At 65.6% G+C, this 20,421-nt stretch carries 22 protein-coding genes; 7 read left to right on the top strand and 15 right to left on the bottom strand.

The genetic code is table 11. The annotated features are described in order from the left end of the window. Window positions 1-2 precede the first annotated feature (2 nt). Complete coding sequence (locus tag G6N09_RS03475) at window positions 3-515, bottom strand: Rv2253/PknI dimerization domain-containing protein (RefSeq protein WP_083024006.1); 513 nt, start codon at window positions 513-515, stop codon at window positions 3-5. A 142-nt stretch (window positions 516-657) separates the two neighbouring features. Here G6N09_RS03475 and G6N09_RS19795 point away from each other — a divergent pair, with 142 nt between their 5' ends. From G6N09_RS19795 to G6N09_RS03460, 4 genes are all read left to right on the top strand, one after another. Beyond that, window positions 658-1,053: a hypothetical protein gene (locus G6N09_RS19795; RefSeq protein ID WP_083023854.1), complete on the top strand. Its 396-nt coding sequence runs from the start codon at window positions 658-660 to the stop codon at window positions 1,051-1,053. Continuing rightward, window positions 1,046-1,447 (top strand): Rv2576c family protein, encoded by a 402-nt coding sequence (locus G6N09_RS03470; RefSeq protein WP_083023855.1) that lies wholly within the window; start codon window positions 1,046-1,048, stop codon window positions 1,445-1,447. Before G6N09_RS19795 ends, G6N09_RS03470 begins: the two co-directional genes overlap by 8 nt. A gap of 135 nt (window positions 1,448-1,582) precedes the next feature. Then, window positions 1,583-2,371, top strand: coding sequence for an Rv1363c family protein (locus tag G6N09_RS03465; protein WP_234806940.1), 789 nt, complete (start codon window positions 1,583-1,585; stop codon window positions 2,369-2,371). Continuing rightward, on the top strand, window positions 2,368-2,994 hold the full coding sequence (locus G6N09_RS03460) for a hypothetical protein (RefSeq protein WP_234806941.1): 627 nt from the start codon (window positions 2,368-2,370) through the stop codon (window positions 2,992-2,994). The genes G6N09_RS03465 and G6N09_RS03460 overlap by 4 nt, the downstream gene beginning before the upstream one ends. Window positions 2,995-3,009: 15 nt before the next feature. Here the strand turns inward: G6N09_RS03460 and G6N09_RS03455 are convergent, their stop codons facing one another. Genes G6N09_RS03455 through G6N09_RS03445 form a run of 3 tightly spaced genes read right to left on the bottom strand, consistent with a single transcriptional unit; the run spans window position 3,010 to window position 5,697 of the window. Then, window positions 3,010-3,624, bottom strand: coding sequence for a PaaI family thioesterase (locus G6N09_RS03455; RefSeq protein WP_083024012.1), 615 nt, complete (start codon window positions 3,622-3,624; stop codon window positions 3,010-3,012). Then, a complete protein-coding gene (locus G6N09_RS03450; RefSeq protein ID WP_083023856.1) occupies window positions 3,621-5,168 on the bottom strand; it encodes an FAD-binding protein in 1,548 nt (515 codons plus the stop codon). The genes G6N09_RS03455 and G6N09_RS03450 overlap by 4 nt, the downstream gene beginning before the upstream one ends. Beyond that, window positions 5,161-5,697, bottom strand: coding sequence for a flavin reductase family protein (locus G6N09_RS03445; protein ID WP_083023857.1), 537 nt, complete (start codon window positions 5,695-5,697; stop codon window positions 5,161-5,163). Before G6N09_RS03445 ends, G6N09_RS03450 begins: the two co-directional genes overlap by 8 nt. A gap of 130 nt (window positions 5,698-5,827) precedes the next feature. Between G6N09_RS03445 and G6N09_RS03440 the strand changes: the two genes are divergently transcribed. Continuing rightward, window positions 5,828-6,505, top strand: a complete 678-nt coding sequence (locus G6N09_RS03440) for a PadR family transcriptional regulator (protein WP_083023858.1) — start codon at window positions 5,828-5,830, stop codon at window positions 6,503-6,505. Between the two features lie 15 nt (window positions 6,506-6,520). Here the strand turns inward: G6N09_RS03440 and G6N09_RS03435 are convergent, their stop codons facing one another. Then, the gene (locus tag G6N09_RS03435) at window positions 6,521-8,200 is read right to left on the bottom strand and encodes a 3-ketosteroid-delta-1-dehydrogenase (RefSeq protein ID WP_083023860.1); all 1,680 of its coding nucleotides are present in this window, start codon (window positions 8,198-8,200) and stop codon (window positions 6,521-6,523) included. A 127-nt stretch (window positions 8,201-8,327) separates the two neighbouring features. Between G6N09_RS03435 and G6N09_RS03430 the strand changes: the two genes are divergently transcribed. Then, window positions 8,328-9,503 carry a 3-ketosteroid-9-alpha-monooxygenase, oxygenase component gene (locus tag G6N09_RS03430; RefSeq protein WP_083023862.1) on the top strand — a complete coding sequence of 392 codons (1,176 nt, stop codon included), beginning with the start codon at window positions 8,328-8,330 and terminating at the stop codon, window positions 9,501-9,503. Further along, on the top strand, window positions 9,490-9,780 hold the full coding sequence (locus G6N09_RS19790; protein ID WP_083023864.1) for a hypothetical protein: 291 nt from the start codon (window positions 9,490-9,492) through the stop codon (window positions 9,778-9,780). Before G6N09_RS03430 ends, G6N09_RS19790 begins: the two co-directional genes overlap by 14 nt. A 67-nt stretch (window positions 9,781-9,847) precedes the next feature. Here the strand turns inward: G6N09_RS19790 and G6N09_RS03425 are convergent, their stop codons facing one another. The 10 genes from G6N09_RS03425 to G6N09_RS03380 all read right to left on the bottom strand — a co-directional run bounded on the left by G6N09_RS03425 (window position 9,848) and on the right by G6N09_RS03380 (window position 20,309). Then, entirely contained in the window at window positions 9,848-10,639 is a 792-nt protein-coding gene (locus G6N09_RS03425) for an alpha/beta fold hydrolase (protein WP_083023866.1), read from the bottom strand. Between the two features lie 358 nt (window positions 10,640-10,997). Then, on the bottom strand, window positions 10,998-12,074 hold the full coding sequence (locus G6N09_RS03420; protein WP_083024014.1) for a hypothetical protein: 1,077 nt from the start codon (window positions 12,072-12,074) through the stop codon (window positions 10,998-11,000). Between the two features lie 140 nt (window positions 12,075-12,214). After that, window positions 12,215-13,171, bottom strand: coding sequence for an alpha/beta hydrolase fold domain-containing protein (locus tag G6N09_RS03415; protein ID WP_083023867.1), 957 nt, complete (start codon window positions 13,169-13,171; stop codon window positions 12,215-12,217). A 10-nt stretch (window positions 13,172-13,181) separates the two neighbouring features. Continuing rightward, window positions 13,182-14,057, bottom strand: coding sequence for an SDR family NAD(P)-dependent oxidoreductase (locus tag G6N09_RS03410; protein ID WP_083024016.1), 876 nt, complete (start codon window positions 14,055-14,057; stop codon window positions 13,182-13,184). A gap of 17 nt (window positions 14,058-14,074) precedes the next feature. After that, entirely contained in the window at window positions 14,075-14,581 is a 507-nt protein-coding gene (locus G6N09_RS03405; protein WP_083023869.1) for a nuclear transport factor 2 family protein, read from the bottom strand. Window positions 14,582-14,703: 122 nt separating this feature from the next. Then, window positions 14,704-15,744 (bottom strand): acyl-CoA dehydrogenase family protein, encoded by a 1,041-nt coding sequence (locus G6N09_RS03400; RefSeq protein WP_109558849.1) that lies wholly within the window; start codon window positions 15,742-15,744, stop codon window positions 14,704-14,706. Beyond that, window positions 15,741-16,892, bottom strand: a complete 1,152-nt coding sequence (locus tag G6N09_RS03395; RefSeq protein WP_083024022.1) for an acyl-CoA dehydrogenase family protein — start codon at window positions 16,890-16,892, stop codon at window positions 15,741-15,743. The genes G6N09_RS03400 and G6N09_RS03395 overlap by 4 nt, the downstream gene beginning before the upstream one ends. Further along, window positions 16,892-17,671, bottom strand: coding sequence for a crotonase/enoyl-CoA hydratase family protein (locus tag G6N09_RS03390; RefSeq protein ID WP_083024020.1), 780 nt, complete (start codon window positions 17,669-17,671; stop codon window positions 16,892-16,894). The genes G6N09_RS03395 and G6N09_RS03390 overlap by 1 nt, the downstream gene beginning before the upstream one ends. 76 nt (window positions 17,672-17,747) lie before the next feature. Continuing rightward, complete coding sequence (locus G6N09_RS03385) at window positions 17,748-19,169, bottom strand: aldehyde dehydrogenase family protein (protein WP_083023872.1); 1,422 nt, start codon at window positions 19,167-19,169, stop codon at window positions 17,748-17,750. A gap of 21 nt (window positions 19,170-19,190) precedes the next feature. Then, window positions 19,191-20,309, bottom strand: coding sequence for a zinc-binding dehydrogenase (locus tag G6N09_RS03380; protein WP_083023874.1), 1,119 nt, complete (start codon window positions 20,307-20,309; stop codon window positions 19,191-19,193). Between the last annotated feature and the right edge of the window lie 112 nt (window positions 20,310-20,421).

Genomic DNA, 20,421 nt, shown 5'->3' with positions numbered 1-20,421 from the left:
GTTCAGCCGACCTTGACGAGCTTGAAGGGCATGTTGATGTAGACCGCTTTGCTCGCCCCACAGGCCCCGCTGGGGCCGGTGGTGGTGTCTTCGCCGACCAGCGTCGTCGAGGCCGGGTCGGCGTTCGCGCCTTCCAGCGTCATCGCCTTGAACCGAAAGGTCTGTAATCCCGGCGCGGTGCTGCCATCCGGGCAGGGGATCCAGTTGTCGATGGGGTGCTTGACGTACCAGACCGAACTCTTCGAATAGATCGGCGCCGTCCAGTTCTCGTCGCTGCTCACGGTCCCGGTGCACTCGCCCGGGTAACTGCACATGGTGTTGACCGTCCACGTGCTGCGCCGGCTGGCCTGTTCGTAGAAGAAGTCGTTCTTCCGCGCCCATTCGCCGTTGGAGGTGGCGGTGTAGGTGCCGTTGATGCCCCAGTCGGGATGATCGGCCTGGGCGGTGGCGCCGGAGGCGGTATCGGCCAGGGCCGCCGCAGCGAAGGCAGCCGCGGCTGCGGACCAACGTGGCATGACATGCTCCTCGGACTGGTCTTGGGCACGGAGACTGCGGCGTCCGAAGTAAACACCGGCCGGGGCCGGCAATAAGCCAATATGTCCGCTGAGTGGACCATCGGCATCGTAGAACGCCGGCCGCCTGCCAGAGTGCCCAAGCATGCGGCGAAGAGCGTTACTGGCTGCGGCGATATCGGCCGCGGCGTTGACGGCGGCGGCGCCCGCCGCGGCGGAGCCGGCCTCGTGCGACGACCCATCCTGTGTGCCTGGTTTGACCACGGGCGTCGTCTTGGGGCAACCGTGTCAAGATACCGCCTACTACGTCTTCGGGACTGCCGTCGCGGGGCCGTCCATCCGGCCGGACAGGCTGGTGTTCTGCGGTTCGCCGCGACGTTACGAACCGCGATACTTCCGGTCCCCGTCGATGGCGGGAATCAAAGAACTGGACTCGAGTTGTGCGGGGTACGAGAACTGGGTGGCGCAGGCCCCCGACGGGCTGTACCTCAGCTGCCAGTCGAAGAATGGGGAACCGCGGTGGAGCCGTGGTGATGGGTAGGACGTGGCTCGCGGCGCTGCTCGCCGCCTGGTGCCTGCTGGGTGTGTCGGCCCACGCCGACACCCCGGTTCCGCACGAGATCGTCTACACCGTGACCACCGAATCCCCCGTGGCAGCTGACATCTACTACCGGGAGACCGATCCGCCGACCTGGGCCGACTACAGCCACAATCCCTACGAGTTCAGCCCCAAGGTGCGGGTGGATGTGGGGCCCGGCAACCCGTGGGTGTTTCACGCCACGCTGGTCGATCCGCAGCGGTGGGCGATGGTGACGGCCACCAGTGGCCGTTCGCCGGGGGAGCCCAGGTTTCGGTGTGAGTTGAAGGTGGACGGAGCGGTGGTGGCCACCGCAGACGGGCCCAAGGGGGCGCTGTGCGCGTTGCGCCACTGGTGAGCGAACGCCACGGCTGACCGCACATTGTGCGCTACGGCCCACTGGGTGGGAAGCCGACGTCACAGCAACGACGGCCGGCCTTAGTGTGCCGAGGTCGGCCGCTATCGGCCCGGCGAAGGGAAACCGGTGGGATCTATGTCGAAAACCGAGGAAATCGTCGACCAGGTGAAGCCTTCCGCGCAGCACATGGCGGTCGAATCACCTGAGTCGGCAGCCGAGGATGCCGGCACACTGGCCGAGCGAGCCGAAGCCGAGGCTGCCGAGGCCGAAGCGGTGGCGGCCCGGGCACGCGCTCGAGCCATCCGGCTCAAGCAGCAGGTTCAGGGCGCAGGCTCCGACTCGGATGCCGACGTGACACCGAACGCTGTCGAGCTTGGCGGCGTCTCCGCGGTGGAGTCCGAGACGTCTTGGCGCGCGCGGGCCCGAAATCGGGTTTCCGGATTCCGGCGGCGGCAACTGGCCACCGCGGCGGTCGTGTTGTGTGCCTGTGCGCTGCTGGTAGCGAGTGGGCTGATGGTGAGACAGCAGCAGAACGTGCGGGCAGTCGAACGGGAACGTGCCGAGTTCGTGGCTGCCGCACGTCAGGCGGTGGTCACGTTGATGTCGATCGATTTCCACGACCCCCAGGGCAGTGTGCAGCGAATCGTCGACAACTCGACGGGTCCCTTCCGCGAAGAATTCCTCGGAGCTGCGGACGACTTCAGCAGGGTCGCCAAGGACGCGAAGGTGACTACCAAAGCGACAGCGAACGCCGCTGCCGTCCAGTCGATGACGGCGGACTCCGCCGTGGTCCTGGTGTCGGCTTCGTCCACCGTGACCAACGCGGCAGGGGCCGAAGAAGCTCCCCGAAGGTGGCGCTTGACCGTGGATCTGCAGCGTGAAGGAGACCAGATCAAAATGTCGAAAGTGGAGTTCGTGCCGTGACGGTCGAGGATGCTGCCGTTTCCGAAACTGTTGAGGACGTCGGTATTCGGGTCCAGACAGACGGCTCTCCCGGTGCGGACATCCGCATCACCGACACCGCGCCCATGCCCGGTCTGGGCGACCGTATCAAGGCGGTGCTCACCGCACGCCGGAGACCGCTGTTTTTCGGCGCAGTACTGACGGTGTCGGCCGTGTTGGCGACGGTGCTGTACCTGACCGCCTACCGTCCGTCCCGGCAGTCTGATACCGCAGCCGCCGACGAGGCGGTGCGTGCCGCATCATCGGCGACGGTGGCCTTGCTGTCGTACGCGCCGCAGACCCTGGACCAGGACATGGAACGGGCCCGGACGCTGATGGCCGGCGACTTCTTGACCTACTACAGCAAGTTCACCGACGAAGTCGTCGCGCCGGCCGTACGGACCAAGGGAATTCAGGCGGCTGCGCAGGTGGTGGACGCGGGGCTGATGGAGATCCGGCCGAACGACGCGAAGGTGCTGTTGTTCCTCAACCAGGAAACCGTGAGCCGGGAACGCCCAGAACCGGCGCTGACCGCCAGCAGCGTGGTGGTGAGTCTGGCCAAGGTGGGCACCCGTTGGCTGATCTCTGCGCTCGACCCGGTGTGAGATCCCTCCGGGTGGTCACGCGGGCCGCTTGGGCCTGATGAAGATGCCCTCGGCCTGGACGGTGATGCGTCCCTGTGCATCGAGGAGATGACCGGCAGCGAAGGTCTTTCCGCCATCGTCGCGCTCCACCCAGGATTCCGCCCGCAGGCTGCCCAGGGGAGTGGGCGCCACGTAGCGCAGGGTCAGTGTGCCGGTGAAGGCCGGTTCGTTGCGCCGGTGGGCGGTGGCGCCGAGCAGGTGATCGAGGACCAGCGCGCACACGCCGCCGTGCACCTGCCCCGGCGGCCCCTCGTAGGCCGCGCCCAGCACCAGATCGACACTCGCTCGTCCGCCCGCCTCGTCGCGGACGACCTGCAGCGGAGGAGCTATCGCGTTGCGCATACCGATCGCTACATTTCCCCAGTTCAGCGCCTGTCCCTCGGTCGTAAAGCGCACGCCGAACGGGTCGGGGTCCAGTCGGGACCCCAGAAGTTCGCACGCCTCTTCGATCAAAGCGTGCGCTTTGCGCGCGTCGGTCTCGCTTACCCGGCTGCGGATCGTGACGTCGATGAGTTCGCGCAGCGATCGGGTCAACGGTTCGTAAACGGCCTCCGAGCGTTGCACGTCTTCCGGTGTGATCTCACCGTTCAGCACCCGTCCTCCCGGGTGGCCATGTCCAGCGCGGCGAAATGGCTGAACAACATGGAGGCGCCGATCGGGTTGCCCCCACCAGGGTAGGTGGTCCCGCTGACCGCAGCCATCGTGTTCCCGGCGGCGTAGAGCCCGGGCACGCGGGAACCGTCGGCGGTCAGCACCCTGGCGCGCGTGTCGGTGCGCAACCCGCCTTTGGTGCCCAGATCGGAAACACCGAACGCGGCCGCGTGGAACGGCGGCTTCTCGACGGGGACCAGCGGTGAGGCCCCTTCGGTGAAGACGCGATCATATGCCTCATCGCCGCGCCCGAAATCCTCGTCCACGGCTACAGTTGCCTGTTTGTTGAAACGCTCGATCGTGGCGGCCAGGTTCGCCGGCGGAACGCCGATGGCCGCGGCGAGTTCGGCGAGGGTGTCCGCGGTGTGCCATAGACCCGCGTTGTGGTACTCGGCGGCGTCGACCATCGAGACATTGGTGGCGCCAACCGGGGGAATGCCGTCGGTGCGGTCGTCGTAGACCATCCAGAACGGCAAGGTGGTCTCGCCGGAATCTATCTGCGCCAACACGTCTCGGCCGAGCCGGTCGTAGGGGGCCGACTCGTTGACGAATCGGCGGCCGTCTTGGTTGACGAAGATGCCACCGGTGAACCAGAGTGCGAACGCAGCCCGTCCGTCCGGATGAATCATTCCCGGAGACCACCACGCCTGGTCCATCAGATCGACGTCCGCGCCGATGGCCATGGCGGCGCGGTGCGAGGCGCCCAGATTGCCCGGTGCGCCCATCGTGTCCTTTGCGTCGCCGGGAACGTGGTAGTGCGCCCGCATGGCCGCGTTCTGTTCGAAACCTCCTGAGGCGAGCAGGACTCCGCGCCTGGCCTGGACCCGAACGGGCTCGCCGTCGTGTTCGATCACCGCGCCGACCACCGTGCCGCCATCGACGATCAACTCGGACAGCGGGGCGTTGAGCCAGCAGCGGGCATTGGGAAACTTGTCGAGCGCGGCCAGGAATCGACCGACCAGCGCGCGACCGCCCATCAGCAGTTCGGGAGCAGGCGCGCCGAGGCGTTCGGCGTCAAGTGGTCCGCGCACCGAGCCGCGGTACCTGCCGAGTTCCTGATCGGGGAGCGGCACCGGAACGGCGTGTCGGTAGCCGTCGTTGCGGGCCCCCGGGACAGCACCGTAATAGTCCGGCCAGGGAAAGGCCACGAACTCGAATCCCGGGTCCTGCTCCAGGTATTCGATGAACCCTGCGCCGCCGCGAACGTAGGCCTCCTGCAGGTCGCGGGGAGTGCGATCGCCCACGACCGCGTGGAAGTAATCCAGGGCGTCATCGATCGTGTCGTCGCTACCGGCGCGTTTCAGAGCGGGATTGCACGGGTACCACACCCCACCGCCGCCGGAATAGGCGGTGGTGCCGCCGAATTGGTCGGTGGCCTCCACCAGCAGCACCGAAAGACCTTCGCGCGCAGCGGTGTAGGCGCCGGCTATCCCTCCGCCAGAACCTGCGACGACGACATCGAAGACCGAGTCGAAGTCACCCATTGCGGCCGCCGTCGAAGCCGCTGTAGCCGCCGAAGCCGCCGCGGTAGAACAACAGGGGCGCTCGTTCCTGGTGGGCTCGCAGACCGGTCACCCGTGCAATCACAATTGTGTGGTCGCCGGCCTCGTGCTCGAACTCCACGTCGGCTTCGATCGCAGCGAGCGTGCCCTCCAATCCGGGCGATCCGTTGACTCCTGGGAACCACGTCACTCCGCTGAACTTGTCGCTTCCACCGACGGCGAACTGTGTGCACACGTCGCCTTGCTGCTCCGACAGGATGTTGACGCACAGGCGCCCGACGTTCCGGATCAGGGGCCAGGTACTCGAGGTGTTGGCCGGGCAGAACGAGATGTAGGGCGGGTCCAGGGACACCGAGGTCACCGATTGGCAGGTGAAACCGAGGGGGCGGCTTCCGTCATGTGCGGTGATGACGGCGACGCCGGTGCAGAAGTGCCCCAGGACGCGACGCATCTCCGGAGCGAGCGGTATGAGCAGGTCACCGGGTGGGGTTTGGGTGGCTTTGTCGGACATGCCTCTCCTCGCGCGGGCGAATTTCTCCGTTTGCCACTGTCGGTCCTGCGGCACTGCCGGCGCAACGCGGGTTCCCGGTCAGCGGTAGCTGGGGCGTAGCGGCGAAGTTCTTCGTTGTTAGCCTTGTGCAGTGAGCGAAGCCACCGACAACGCCCCCGACACGCTGAGCGTGTCGCCTACGGGATGGGCGTTGTTGGGGATGCTGTCGGGCGGAGACGAGCTTTCGGGCTACGACATCAAGAAGTGGTTCAACTGGACTATCCGGTTCTTCTACTCCAGTCCGGCATACAGCCAGATCTATTCGGAGCTCAAGCGGCTTGAGCAGCAGCGTCTGGTCACTTCTCGCGTAGACGCCGGTGTTCGCAGCAGGCGGATGTACAAGATCACCGATTCCGGCCTGACTGCGGTGACGCGGTGGGCCAACGATGAGCCGGTCGAACCGCCGAGCCTCAAACACAACCCGCTGATGCGTGTCATTCTCGGTCACCTGATGAATCCGGGCCGGCTCAGGGACGTTCTCACCGCGCACGTCGCCCACGCTGAGCAGATGCATCGCGCGGCGGCAACCGAGGTGCGCTGGGCGGCTGAGGAACCGGCGTGGTCCTACGCGCGGCTGGCGCTGCGGTGGTCCGAGGACTACTACGCGGCCGAACGGGAACTGGCGCTGCGGATGATCAAAGACCTGGACGAGGTCGAGGAGACCTTTGCCAAGAGCAGCCAGGAAGGGCAGGACGGGACCAAGTTCCCGGTGCGCGACTACTGGTATGAGGTCGAACGGCGGATTGCCGCCGAAGACGATCTGGACTGAGTACCGCGGGCAGGCTCAGTCGAGCTTGCCCGCGGCATGCCGGGCCGCGATGTATCCGAACACGAGGCCCTGGCCGATGGTCGCGCCGGCTCCCGGATAGCTCGCGCCGAATGCGTTGGCCGCGGTATTGCCGATCGCGTAGAGCCCGTCGATCGCCGATCCGTCCTCGCGCAGTACCTGGCCGCGGACGTCGGTGCGAAGACCGCCGCAGGTACCCAGGTCGCTGAGAACGACCTTCACGGCGTAGAACGGTCCGGACTTCAGGGCCCGCAGGTTGGGGTTGGGGGCCAGTGTCGGATCGCCGTAGTAGCGATCGTATGCGCTCGTGCCGCGGCCGAAGTCGGTGTCCACACCCGCTTGGGCCAACCGGTTGAACCGCTCCATGGTGGCCTCGAAGGCCGACGGGTCGACACCGATCGCACGCGCCAGTGTCGGCAGATCGTCGGCGCGGTGCGCGATTCCGGCGTCGTACCACGTTGCGGGGATCGGCATGCGCGGGAACAGCTCGGCTGCCATGAGGTAGCTGTTGCGGTACTTCTGATCGAAGACCATCCACATGACCTCGACCGGATTGCCAGCCCGCTCGCGTTCGAGCACCTTCTGACCGAAGGTCATGTAGTCGATGGCTTCGTTGACGAAACGCTGGCCGGTCTGGTCGACCAACAGGCAGCCGGGAAGGGAGCGTTCGGCGAGCATCACCGTCGGCTCTCCGCCGGGCAGCGGCGCGAAAGCGGGAAACCACCACGCCTGGTCCATCAGTGCGATGTCCGCGCCGCACAGGTCCTGTGCCAGCCGGATGGCATCGCCGGTGTTGCCCTCGGCGCCGAGGCTGGCGTGTTCGTCGAGGCGCTCGGACTGAAATTTGTGCCGCCAGCTCATCAGGTGGTCGAAGCCGCCACAGGCCAGCACGACGCCGCGCCGGGCAGTGACCGTGACCGGCCTGCCGTTGTGCTGCACGACGGCGCCGGTGACGCGGTCGCCGTCGTTGAGCAGATCCGTGACCGCTGTGTCGGTCCAGACCGGGATACCGGCGCGCAGAACGCCGGCGAACATTCCGGCCGCCAGCGCCTGGCCTCCCGCGGCGTAGCGGCGGCGCAGGGCGAGCCCGCCGATGCCTTGAAAGGCGCGCAGCAGGATGCGGGGCCACGACTTTCGCGGCATTCGGACCATGAGGTTGAGCCATCGGTAATCCGCCCCGGTCACGGGCATGGGGAACGAAGACTTCATCACGCCGGGACGCAGTCGCTTCAGTTCCGGGCCAAGCCGTGCCGTGTTGAACGGGCGGCACTCGCACGTGCGACCGACTGCGCTGCCTCCGGGTGTTTCGGGGTGGTAGTCCGAGTAGCCCTTGGCCCATTGGAATTTCATCGGGGTGGTGCGGCGCAGCATCTCCACGGTCGCCGAGCCGTACTGCAGGAACGCGTGCGCGCGATCGTGGGAGGTCTCCTCACCGATCACCTGGTCCAGGTAGGTGCGGCCGGCGGCAGGCGTGTCGTCGGAACCTGCGCCTACCAGGATCGGATTGGCGGGCATCCAGAACGCGCCGCCCGAGCGTGCGGTCGACCCGCCGACCTGGGAGGTCTTCTCCACGATCAGCGTCGACAGGCCCGCCTCGTGCGCGGCCAGTGCAGCCGCCATCCCGGTGCCGGAGCCGATAACGAGTAAGTCGACGGTGAGGTCGCGTGGATCAGTCACCGGCCGATTTTCGGCTGGATCGCCGCAGTACGCCGCAGCGCTGCCCGGTCAGTGGAACACCACGACGTTTCACGAGCATGGCGGTGTTAGAAACAACAGCGGTTTCTGCAAGCGATGAACAGCGAGGATGGCCAGAATGACATCGGTAGAGCCCGGAGAGGTTCGCCAGATCGAGGCGCAGGCCGCACCGACCCGGTTCGCGCGTGGTTGGCATTGTCTTGGGCTGGTGCGTGAACTCGGTGACGGGAAACCGCACGCCATCACTGCATTCGGCGGCAAGTTGGTGGTATTTCGCGGTGAGGACGGCAAGGTCAACGCCCTCGACGCCTTCTGCCGGCACATGGGCGGCGACCTGTCGGACGGTGAGGTCAAGGGCAACGAGATCGCCTGCCCGTTCCACGACTGGCGGTGGGGCGGCGATGGCCGGTGCAAGAAGATCCCGTACAGCCGGCGGGTTCCCAAGTTGGCCCGCACGGCGACCTGGCCGACCATGGAGCAGGACGGGATGCTGTTCGTCTGGAATGACCCGCAGAAGAACCCTCCGCCTGCCGATGTGACCATTCCGCGCATCGAAGGTGTCGGGGGTGAGAACTGGACCGACTGGCACTGGTACACCACGATCGTCGACATCAACTGCCGCGAGATCATCGACAACATCGTCGATATGGCCCACTTTTTCTATATTCACGGCGGGCTTCCCACCGGCTTCAAGAACGTGTTCGAGGGTCACGTCGCCACCCAGTACTACATGAGTGAGGCACGGCCAGATCTCGGTTCGGGTGAGGGCGCCTCGATTCTCGGAACCACTTCGGTGGCTTCCTATTACGGTCCGTCTTTCATGATCGACGACCTGACCTACCACTATCAGCATGGCGATCAACGCACGGTGCTGCTCAACTGTCACTATCCGATCGACGCCGATTCCTTTGTGCTGCAGTACGGGATCACCGTGGAGAAGTCCGAAAACCTGCCGGAGGAAGCGGCGATGCAGATGGCGATCGCGCTGGGCGACTTCGTCAAGATGGGCTTCGAGCAGGATGTGGCCATCTGGCGGCGTAAAGCACGCATCGACAACCCGTTGCTGTGCGAGGAGGACGGTCCCGTCTACCAGTTGCGCCGCTGGTACGAGCAGTTCTATGTCGACGTCGAGGATGTCAGCGACGACATGGTGGATCGATTCGAGTTCGAAATCGACACCACCCGCCCGCGCGAAGCGTGGATGAAAGAGGTGGAGGACAACATCGCTGCCAACCGGTTGCCCCGTCTGGTAGGTCTGACGACGTCAGATCATGCGTCCGGATAACCGGCTGAGCGATGCGCCAATGACGCCGGTGACCTGCGCATCGTGCGGCGCGCGGGTGCTGGTCCGCAAGAGCAGCTGGGAACAGACCAGTGTGCAATGGAACGGCGCTGCCGTGGCCCGGTGCCAGGAGCGCCCGCGCCAGGGGGAGTGCCGTGTATCGACGTCGACGGACGGCACGCTCCTACGGCCCGCGCCCTTTCTGGTGTGCCCGATGTTGCGCGCTTCGATAGAGCAAGCGGCAAGCATGGGTTCGGTGCCCGTTCTCGACGAACTCTGAGTCGGACGGCTCATGTGGGGGCTTTCGTGTGGTCCGAATGTTCGGTTGGTAGACAACGGCCCGCAGTTCACTCGAAAAACATGTGTATCTCGCGCAAGAACATGTCGGGAGCCGTATCCATTGCAAAATGCGCCTGACCGTTCAGGACCACCTCCCTTACGTCAGGAAGTGCCCTGCCTAGGTGTTCAGCGGCCAATTTCAATGGCGCCGGGCTGTCGCTCCCGGTCAGCAGCATCACCGGCACCTCAATCTGCGAGAATCTGTCGAAGTCCGGTTGATATGTGCCGGATAGCGCCTGGATTTCGCGTGGAATCGTGTGTGCGACGTCAACTCGCTTGCGCCAAACAGGGAGATTCTGCATTATCGCCAGATCGCTTGCCCGCGTATCAGTTTGGGTGAACATGGCTGCCACCAATCCGTCGCGATCGCCGGCGTCGAGCAGATCGCTGAGGTGCTTGACGAAACCGGCCGGATAGAAGTCGACACCGACAGGCAGCGGTGGTTCGTACAGTGCGAGGCGGCGAACATGCGGTGTCCGCAGGGCCGCCTCCAACGCGCACAACGCGCCGAATGAGTGGGCAAGGACGTCGACTGGGCTACCGATTGCGTCAATGACAGACGCGACATCGTTGAATTCGGCTTCAATGCTGTACGCGCCGGCACCGTCGGTACTGGCACCCCGCCCCCGGCGATCCATCGCGTAGGTGGTGAACCCCTGATTGAGTTGGCCAAGAATATTCGTCCAACGTGAGTGATCGCCGCCCCCACCGTGCACCAGTAGTAGAGGTGGACCTTGCCCAGCCGTATGGCAGCCAATCTTCACACCGTCGCTGGTGACTACTGTCTCAATCGAGCTCATTGGGTACCCTTTTCCGATCTACGTATTGCGGTGCAGAAAGTTGATTGCGTCCGCCCGCGGTGTTCAACCATCGCGACTCGGATTGACCGACCTAGCCGGTTGCGGAACTGGCCTGGCGGCGAATCGGTGTAGACGGGGACTTGCCACGCGTTCGGCGTCTACTGCATACCCTTCGAACACGCGAGTTCCCAATTGTTCTCGGCAAGTTGGCCTGAAGCAGATCGCCTAAGCGGGTACCGCAATACCTTTCCGAACCAGGCTCCGGCAAGTTCTCATGCACCTACCTCACTGGCCCGAGAGGCACACTTTGGGCCACACGGAATTTGGATTCACGTAGCTCATCGACGTTTCGGGGCGCTCAGGCGAACTGGAATGCGCTCAACGGCGCTTCTTGCGGATACACCGCAGGGCCGCCGAGGTCGTAGCCCGCGTTGAGTGCGCCGATGAACTCGGCGTCGTGCAGTGGCTCGCTCGGGATATCGAGCTTGTAACCCTTCTTGCTCAAGTCATCGACCATCATGTCGATGGTCTTGTCGATCGTCAGATCGTCGGAATGGTCCATGTTCTTCTTGAGCTCGTCGAAGTCCTCGTAGACCTCCGAAGACCAGTGCACCAGGAAGCGCAGCTCGTCGGTGTGATGGCGCGCGATGACGTCGTCGCCGTTCTTGAGCACCCAGTGATCCTGGGAGTTCGGGTCGCCCGCGAACAGCGTGTCGAAGGCCAGCCCGGCAGGCACTTGCTGCTCAAGGGGGCCGTTCGCCTCTCCCCGGTGCACCAGCATCTCGTTCTGCACCACGACACCGCGGTTATAGACCGGCGGCTGAAGCCGTTCGGGCGCCCGCAGGGGGCCGTTCGGCCAGTAGGTGAATCCGCTGCCCTGGTCCAGCGAGAACCAGGTGATGACCTGTGCCATCTTGATCATGTAATCCGCAAACAGCCCGGACTTGCCCATCACACTGACCAGCCAGGTCGGGGCGTTCTCGTAACGTACGCCGCGGAAACTCGGCGAATCGAGGTGTCCGGGGTCGCGATTGGCGCAGGGGCCGTTGATGTTGAACAACATCATCTGCGGCTTGGCGTACTTGGCGTTCCAATACGACTTGGCCATCTCCAGGAACTCGGCGTTGTAGAAGCAGTCGTGCAGCTCCGGGTAGAGCACGGTGCCGTGGTTGGCCAGGAAGCCGCGAAACGTCGGCGTCAGGAACAAGTCCAGGGTGGGGGTGAACCCCTCCGGGAACCGGCCGCTCATCGTGGCGATCAGCTCTTCGGGAGAAGCGAAGTGCTGGGCGATGATCAAGCTCCAGGGACCGTCCTTGCGCACCACGTCGAGAAGGCGCTCCCGCTGGTCGTCGGTGTAGACGTCGGCGATCTCGCGTGGGGGCGAAGCGGGGCGCAGGATGTCGGACAGCTCCATTCGCCGCTCTTCGGTGAGCATCACAAGTACTCCTTCATTCGGTTCCGGCGTTGAACTACGCCATTGCTGGTCTCGATTGTGTGCGGCGCCACCGGTATCCCGAACCCTTGGTGTCCAACCATCGGGACGTTAGTCAGCCCTTAGTTGTGGAGCTGGACCACCTAGAAGGGCAGCGGGTGGGTGAACTTCGCGCGCAACAACGCCCCGATCTCGGCCATGGCCAGCCGTCCTCGTGCAGTTGCCTCGGAGCGCATCAGGAAGCCGTGGTACATGCCCGGATAGCGGGTGATCGTAGTCTGCACTCCGGCATCGCGCAGCCGGCCGGCGTAGCGCTCGCCCCAGTCGCTGATCGGATCGAGCTCAGCGGTGACGACGATGGCTTGCGGCAGTCCGCGCAGGTCGGTGGCATAGGCCGGGACCCGGCGGATGTCGTGCGGGCAACCCGCCCCGATATCGGCCAACTCGTGCAGGTAGACGATGTCGTCGTGGGAGAGCATCGGCGCATCGAGGTTCCGGAGCACCGAGGCCGCAGCCATGTCGCGGTCCACGCCCGGATACATCAGGAGCTGGGCGAAGATCGGGGGCCCGCCGTGGTCGCGTGCGGCCAAGGCGATTGCCGCCGCCACGCCGCCGCCGGCGCTGTCGCCGGCGATCACCAGTCGTTGCCGATCCAGGCCGAGCTCCGTTGCGTGGGCGGCTGTCCAATCGGTGGCCGCCATGGCGTCCTCGAACTGTGCCGGCGGCGGATTCTCCGGCGCCAGGCGGTAGTCGACGGCGATCACCGCCGCGCCACTGGCGGCCGCCAGCGCACGGGACATCGGTTCGAACGAGTGATTGGAGCCCATTACCAGTCCGCCGCCATGCAGGTGCACGATCACCGGTGACAGTCCTGTGTCGGGCCGTGGGCGGTAAATCCGAGCGGGAATCGGGCCACCCGGGCCGGGTATCACCGCGTCGGCGACCTCAGCCATTTCCGGCATGTCCGGCGGCAACGGTGCGGATTCCAAGGATGCACGTACCTGATCGAGGCCGCGTTCCCGGATCGGGGTCGGCGGGCCGAAGGCAGCAACCCTGGCAGCGGCATCGGGGTCTAGCGCAGGGCGGTGTGGCCCGTTCACGGTGGGGCTCCTAGTGTTCGGCGGGATCGAAGCGGCGCTTGTCCCGCAACTGCGGCGGGACAAGGGTTGTCAGCACTTCGGCCCGCTCGGCCATCGCCGAACGCACGTACTCGGGTTGCGTCAACAGATAGAACGCACCGTGGGCGGACTGTTCGAAGATCACTTCGGCGGCTTCGAGAGGATCCATCGCGCCCGCTTTGATCGCCAGCATCGCGTCGCGCTGTGCGTCGGCGGCATCGACGTCGGCATCCGCCAGGTCGGCGCCCACGCCGCCTGCCGCCTCGAAGATGTTGGACTTCACCGCGCCGGGCAGCACCGCCTGGACGTGAACGCGCTCGTCGTGGCCGGCCAGCTGGATCTCCAACCGCAGACATTCGGTCAGCGCCAGCACGGCGTGCTTGCTGACGATGTACGGGGTCTGCAGCGGAACCGCCGCCACCCCCCCGATCGAGGACAGATTCCAGATCCAGGCCGGGGAGCCGGCGGCGATCATTTTCGGAATGAAGGATCGGACGCCGTGGAAGACGCCACTGACATTGATGTCCATCACCCGGTTCCAGTTGGCCACCGGGGTATCCCACAGGTATCCGAACTGTTCCACGCCCGCGTTGTTGACCAGCAGCCGTACCGGTCCGATGTCGCGGTAGGTGCGTTCTGCCAACGCGGTGACGGCGTCCGGATCGCGTACGTCGCAGAGCGCGTCGACGGCCCTACCGCCGTCGGCGACGATCTCGTCGCGTAGCGCCGCTACGGCGGCGCCGTCGACATCGGCCAGGACCACAGACATCCCCAGGCGGTGTGCATGACGGGCGAGACCGGCGCCGATGCCGGCACCGGCCCCGGTGATGACGGCGACACCGCCACCGAAGACGTCGCGCGCGCTCAACGAGTCAGTATTCACCGTCAGGTCGTCGCCGGGGCGTTCTCGGCGCCGGGAAGGCCGCTGCCGGACAGGGGTTCGGAGTTGGTGGCGTCGAGGACGACCGACATCTTGGTGAACTCCAACCCGCTGCGGCTCTTGCCTCCGCGGCGAACACCGACTTCGGTGACGCCGCTGGACACGGCGAACGGAACGAAGTTGGTTATCTGATTGACGAAGATGTAGAAGCGGGCGTACGTGACATCGCCGTCGGTGCCGGTGATGTGCAGGTTGGTGGAGTGGTGCCGCAACGGGTACGGGCTGGCCGCACGGTGCTCGGTCAGCCACGGCACGATCACCGCCGCGGTGCTCAGGTCAGCGGCGAGGGCTTCCTCGAACGGGCAGGAGCCGGAGTCGCTACGGCTCAGGTAGACGGCATCGTCGGCGAAGGCAGCGCCCATCTGCGCGTAGTCAGCCTGGTCGTAGTGGTACCAGAACTCCCCGACGAAGTTGTGCAGCTCGGTCAGCGAGATAGCAGAGGCAGTACTCACGAAAGTCGTCTCCCGGTGTCGATCGTGCGGAACCTGAACGTGGGCTCCTGCGAGTCAACCGGGAACCAGCCCCGTGTGACACGGCGGTAACCGGTCAGTGGAACACCCGCGCACCCCGCGGGTCAGTGGGCGATCAAGCTCCACAGACCGTCGGCGCCGGCGGCCAGCGCTGCGCGGGCAACCTCTTCGTCCCACTGATGGACGGAGCCGAACTCCGAGCGCCACGCCAATGCGGCACGGGTGTATTCATGCAGCCGGTGTTCGATGGTGATGCCGATGGCCCCCAGTGCCTGGTGGGCGTTGCGGACCGCCACCGTGGTGGCGTGGCCGGTGCAGGACCGTGCCACCGCAACGAGGAACCCGAGATTCGTTGCCGACCAATCGCTGTCGACGGCTGCGGCAAGAGCGGCTTCGGTTGCCGCCCGGGCCAGCGCGGCTTCGGCGGCGATGTCGGCGACCAGGTGCTGGATCGCCTGGAACTTCGACAGCGGTCGACCGAATTGCACCCGCGCCGAGGTGTGCTCGACGGACAGTTCCAGGATCCTGTCCAGGGCCGCGCAGACCTGTATCGAACGCACCAGGGCGGACTTGAGCCGCAGCTTGGTCAGCAGCTCCGGGGTCACCACGATGCCGGTCAATCTCGAGACGTCGCCAGAGACGGTGTCACGCGGCTCCCCGATAGTGTTGCAGCCCGGGGCTATTCGGAGATCGGCCCGGTCGACGTCGGCCAACAGGTGAACGTCGTTGTTCGGCCAGACGACTACAATCCGGTCGGCAGTGGACGCCCATGGCACTGCGGCAGCGGTGCCCGACTCGTCGACTACACAGACGGTTCGCGTGGCCTCGTCGATCGGCAGGCCGAGTTCCTCGAGAAGCCAGCAGGCCAGGACATCGTGCTCGGCCAGCGGCATCCGAACCGCGTGACGGACTGCGGCGGAGATCAGTTCTGCGGCTTCATGCCAGGTCGCGCCGCTTCCGCCTGTGTCCACCGAGCCGGACAGTCTCACCAATCCCAATTGGTCTAGCCTGGACCAGAATTCGACGTCATGGGTGATCGTGCCGGTCGGTGGGTGGACGTCGCGGTGCTCGGCGAAAACCGAATTCATCATGTCGACCAACTCTCGATCGACTCCGCTCTCGGTCGTAAGTTCGGAGGTGGTCATCGCATCCCCAATCCGCGCGCGATCACGCCGCGCAGCACTTCATTGGTGCCCCCGCGCAGGGTGAAGCCGGGGCGTTGGTCCACCGCCGCGGCGACCAGTTCGCGGTAGGACGAGTCGACGGCGGACGTGTCACCGCAGCGCAGGTCGGCGAAGTCCGCGATATCGCCCTCGGTGGTAGTGCCCAGCACCTTGACCACGGCCGCCGCGACGTCGGCGGGCTGATGGCGCTCCAGGGCCTCTGCCACGGCGGTCGACATCTGGTGTAGTCCGGCGATCCTGGCTACCAGGCCGCCCAACTGGGCGTCGTGGGGGATCTGATGGCCGCCCATGTTCTCGGCAGCGGCGGCGAGAAGCGTGAAGGTGGACAGCCACCGCTCGGGGCCGCTCCGCTCAAAGCTCAGCTCGGAGGTCACCTGGCGCCAGCCGTCGCCGATCTCGCCGAACACCATGGCGTTCGGCACAAATGCGTCGTCCAGGATGACCTCGTTGAAATGGTGGCTGCCGCTCATCGAGATGATTGGCCGCACCTCGACGCCCGCAGCGTCGAGTCGCACGATGAACTGGCTCAGGCCGGCGTGCCGGTGGGCCAGGTCCACCGGTGCGTTGCGCGCCAGCGCGATGAAGGCGTGGGCGTGGTGCGCGCCCGACGTCCAGACCTTGGTGCCGGTCAGCTTCCAGCCCCCGTCGACCTGTACCGCACGCGTTCGAACGCTGGCCAGGTCCGAACCGGAGTCCGGTTCGCTCATCCCGATGCCGAAGAAGCATTCGCCGGCTGCGATCTTGGGCAGGAATTCGTGCTTCTGCGCTTCGGAGCCGTACTTGAGCAGCGACGGCACCACCTGCCGGTCGGCGATCCAGTGCGCGGCTACCGGCGCGCCGGCGGCCAGCAGCTCTTCGGTGACTACGAACCGGTCGATGAACGAACGGCCGTGTCCGCCATATTCTTTCGGAACCGTCATGCCCAGCCAACCACGCGCCGCGAGTGCTGCGGTGAAGTTCTCATCCCAACCGCACAGCCAGGCATCCACCGACGGAGTGAAGCTGCCGGCGGCGAGCTGCTCGGCGAGGAAGGCGCGGACTTCGGCGCGCAGTCCTGCGGCGCTGGCCGATTCCGAGGTGGCCGGGGGAACCAGCCGGGGCAGTGCCATCAGACGCTCCGCCACTTCTCGATGCGGCGCTCATGCTCGGCGTCGCGGTGAGCCAGCGGCTGCATCGCGGCCGCCATCGCGAGCGTCGACTCCAGCAGACCGGTCCGTGACTCCTGCAGCAGACGCTTGGCCATCCGCAGCGCGTGCGGCGGGTTCTTGGCAATCCGCTCCGCCAGCTCCATTGCGGCGCTCATGAGTTCGTCGTGGGGGACCACCCGGCTGACCAACCCCCACGCGTCTGCGGTCGCGGCGTCGATGCGGTCGCCGGTCAGCGTCATCTCGGCGGCCCGCTCATATCCGATGGCCCGTTGCAGGAACCAGGTGCCGCCGTCGCCGGGGACCAGGCCGATCTGCACGAAACTCTCAGCGAAGGAAGCCCGTTCGGAGGCGATGCGGATATCGCACATCGTGGCCAGGTCGCAACCGGCACCGATCGCCGCGCCGTTGACCGCGGCGATGATCGGAACCTCAAGACTAGCCAATGCCCTTGGGAGGCGCTGGATTCCGTCGACGTAGGCATAGCGTTGCTCGATGGCGTCCAAGCCGAACATGCCCTCACGGTTGGCCATGTCCTTGACGTTGCCGCCGGCCGAGAAGATTTTCCCTTCACCGGTGAGGATCACCGCTCGCACGGTGCTGTCGGAATTTGCGGCGTCGACCGCACTCTCGAAAGCGGTGATGAAGTCCTGATCGGTGATGGCATTGCCGAGGTGGGGCAGGTTGATGGTCCAGACCTGCACTCCGTCGTGTGTCGTGATGGCCAGCGGCCCTGCTGTCATGCTCATGACTGGAAACCTCGAATTCTCGTCGGATGAGGGGACGGCGGGCCAGGGCGGACAACCCCTGACGCCGGACTCACGGTAGCTGGATCGACTTGATCTGCAGGTATTCCTCAAAGCCGATCCGCCCGAGTTCCCGCCCGATCCCGGATTTCTTGTAGCCGCCGAACGGCGCCGCGGGGTTGTACTTGCCGCCGTTGATATCGAGCTGGCCGGTCTGCACCTGCCGGGCGAATCCGATCGCGGTGTCGTCGTCAGCGGCCCACACCGCACCGGACAGGCCATAGGGTGTGCCGTTGGCGATGGCCAGCGCCTCGTCGGCGTCGCGGAACGGAATGACAGCCAACACCGGCCCGAACACCTCCTCTTGCCCCAGTTCGGAGTTCGGGTGGACGTCGGCGAACACCGTGGGGGCGACGTAGTAACCCACGTCGCGTAGCCTCTGGGAACCCCCGGCCAGCAGCCGGGCGCCATCGCCCGGCGCGCGCTCGATGAAGCCGAGCACGCTGTGGTACTGCGACTCGGAGGCCGACGGACCGAGCCGGGTGCCCGGATCCCACGGATCTCCGACGGAGTATTTCGACACCGCGGCCTCCACGAGCTCTAATGCCTCACTGTAACGGGACAGCGGCACCAGCATCCGGGTCCACGCCATACAGGTCTGTCCACCGTTGAGGAACGCATTGCCGACGCCGACCTTGATCGCGGTGGCGAGGTGGGCGCCGTCGAGGATCACATTGGCCGACTTGCCGCCGAGCTCCAGGGCTACCTTCTTGATGGACTTTCCCGCGAGTTCCCCGACTCGGCTTCCCACGGCAGTGGAGCCGGTGAAGGAGACCAAGTCGACGTCGGGGTGAGCCGACATCCGTTCGCCGATCAGTGCGCCCGGGCCCGAGACGAGGTTGACCACGCCCGGCGGCAGGCCGGCATCCTCGATGGCGTCGACGAACTCGAACACCGACAGGGGCGCCTCGTTGCTGGGTTTGAGGACCACGGTGCAACCTGCCGCGATGGCAGGCAGGACCTTGGCGACCACCTGGTACAAAGGGTAGTTCCACGGTGTAATGGCCGCGACCACACCGTAGGGCTCCCGCAGCACCATCGAATTGCCGATTCGCTCTTCGAATTCGAAGGTGGCCAGGGCATCGGCGAATCCACGGGCGACCGCCAGGGGTACCTGGGTCTGAACGCTCTGCGCGATACGGATCGGGGCGCCCATTTCGCGGGTGATGGTCTCGGCGATGTCAGGCAGTCGTTTCTCCATCGCGGTGATCACCGCGTCGAGGCGTTCGCGCCGCTCGGTGACGCCGATCATCGGATCGAACGCAGCGCGCGCCGCGGCGACCGCGGCGTCGACGTCCGCCTCGCTACCGCTGGGAACAGAGCCGCACACCTGCTCCGTCGCGGGATCGATCACCTCGATCGTGCCGGTGCCATCGGGGTTGACCCATTGCCCGTCGATGAAAAGCTTGGTGCGCGTGTAGTCGTGGTTGCTCATGGTTGCTCTCCGGTCAGGGGTTCAGGGCACGATGCTGGCGCGAACATCGCGCTTACCTTCGGCGGCGGCGAAGGCGTCGTTGATGTCGTCGAGTGAGTAACAGGCGGCGGAGAGTCGGTCGAAGGGCAGTCTGTCTTGGTACTCAGCCAAGAAGTCCAGGGCCCGAGACAGGACGGCCGGATCGTAGAGCGAGACCCCGACCATGGTCTTGTTGCCGAAGACGAATCGAGACGGATCGAACTCGAAGGATTTGCCGATGTTGATATTGCCGATCTCGACATAGCGGCCGAACTGGCCGAGCAACTTCAGGCCCTCGTCGATAGCCGAGGGGTGGCCGACCACCTCGACCACCACGTCGGCGCCCTGGCCGTCGGTGAGCTTGCGGACGATCTTGGCGCGCTCCTTGTCGGTGGTGACCTCGGTGATGTCGATGACGACGTCCGCGCCGAAGGCCTTGGCCAGTTCGAGCCGCTCCGGGACGCCATCGATGGCGATCACCTTGGCGGCACCACGGGCCTTGGCCACTGCGACGGCGTACAGGCCGAGCGCACCGGCGCCCTGGACCACGACGTACTCACCCAGTTGCTGATCGACCCGCTCGAGTCCGTACATCACCTGCGACAGCGCACAGTTGGCGCCTGCGGCGATTTCGTCGGAGATGGAGTCCGGCACTGTGTAGACCACGGCGCCGGCCGGCAACAGGAAGTAGTCGCCGTAGCCGCCCACGAAGTACGGCGGTTCATCGGCACGGCCCAGCATCGCCATCGTCAGGTTCAGGCAGGCGTTACGGCGCCCGGCCAGACAATTGCGGCAGGTGTGGCAGCAGAAGAAGTAGGGGAACACCACCCGTGTTGCGACTTCCAGCGGCTTGCCGTTGGAGTCAGCGGTGACACCGTCGCCGAGCTGGGCCACCGATCCGACCATTTCATGGCCCAAAACGGTGGGAAGTTGCCCTCCGAGACCGCGAGTCGCGAAGGTGCCGTGCCAGGCGTGGACATCAGAACCGCAGATGTTGGCGCGGCTCACCCGGATCAGGATCTGTCCTGGGCCGGCTTCGGGAACCGGTACGGTCTCGATCTCAAACGGCTTTCCCGGCTCATCGAAGCGGGCGATACGTCCGGTGTTCTGCGCTGAGCTCACAGGTGAATTCCTTTCCCTTGAAATCAGATTCGATCTCGGGTGTCTGTCTCGGCGATGTCATCGAAGCCAGGGCCGTCGCAGCGCCGCCCTCGCGGCACACTATTTGCTTGGC

The sequence above is a fragment of the Mycolicibacter minnesotensis genome, from assembly GCF_010731755.1.
GTDB lineage: Bacteria > Actinomycetota > Actinomycetes > Mycobacteriales > Mycobacteriaceae > Mycobacterium > Mycobacterium minnesotense.
The sequence above is the reverse complement of the archived record's forward strand: the minus strand, read 5'-3'. Positions and strand labels throughout refer to the sequence as shown.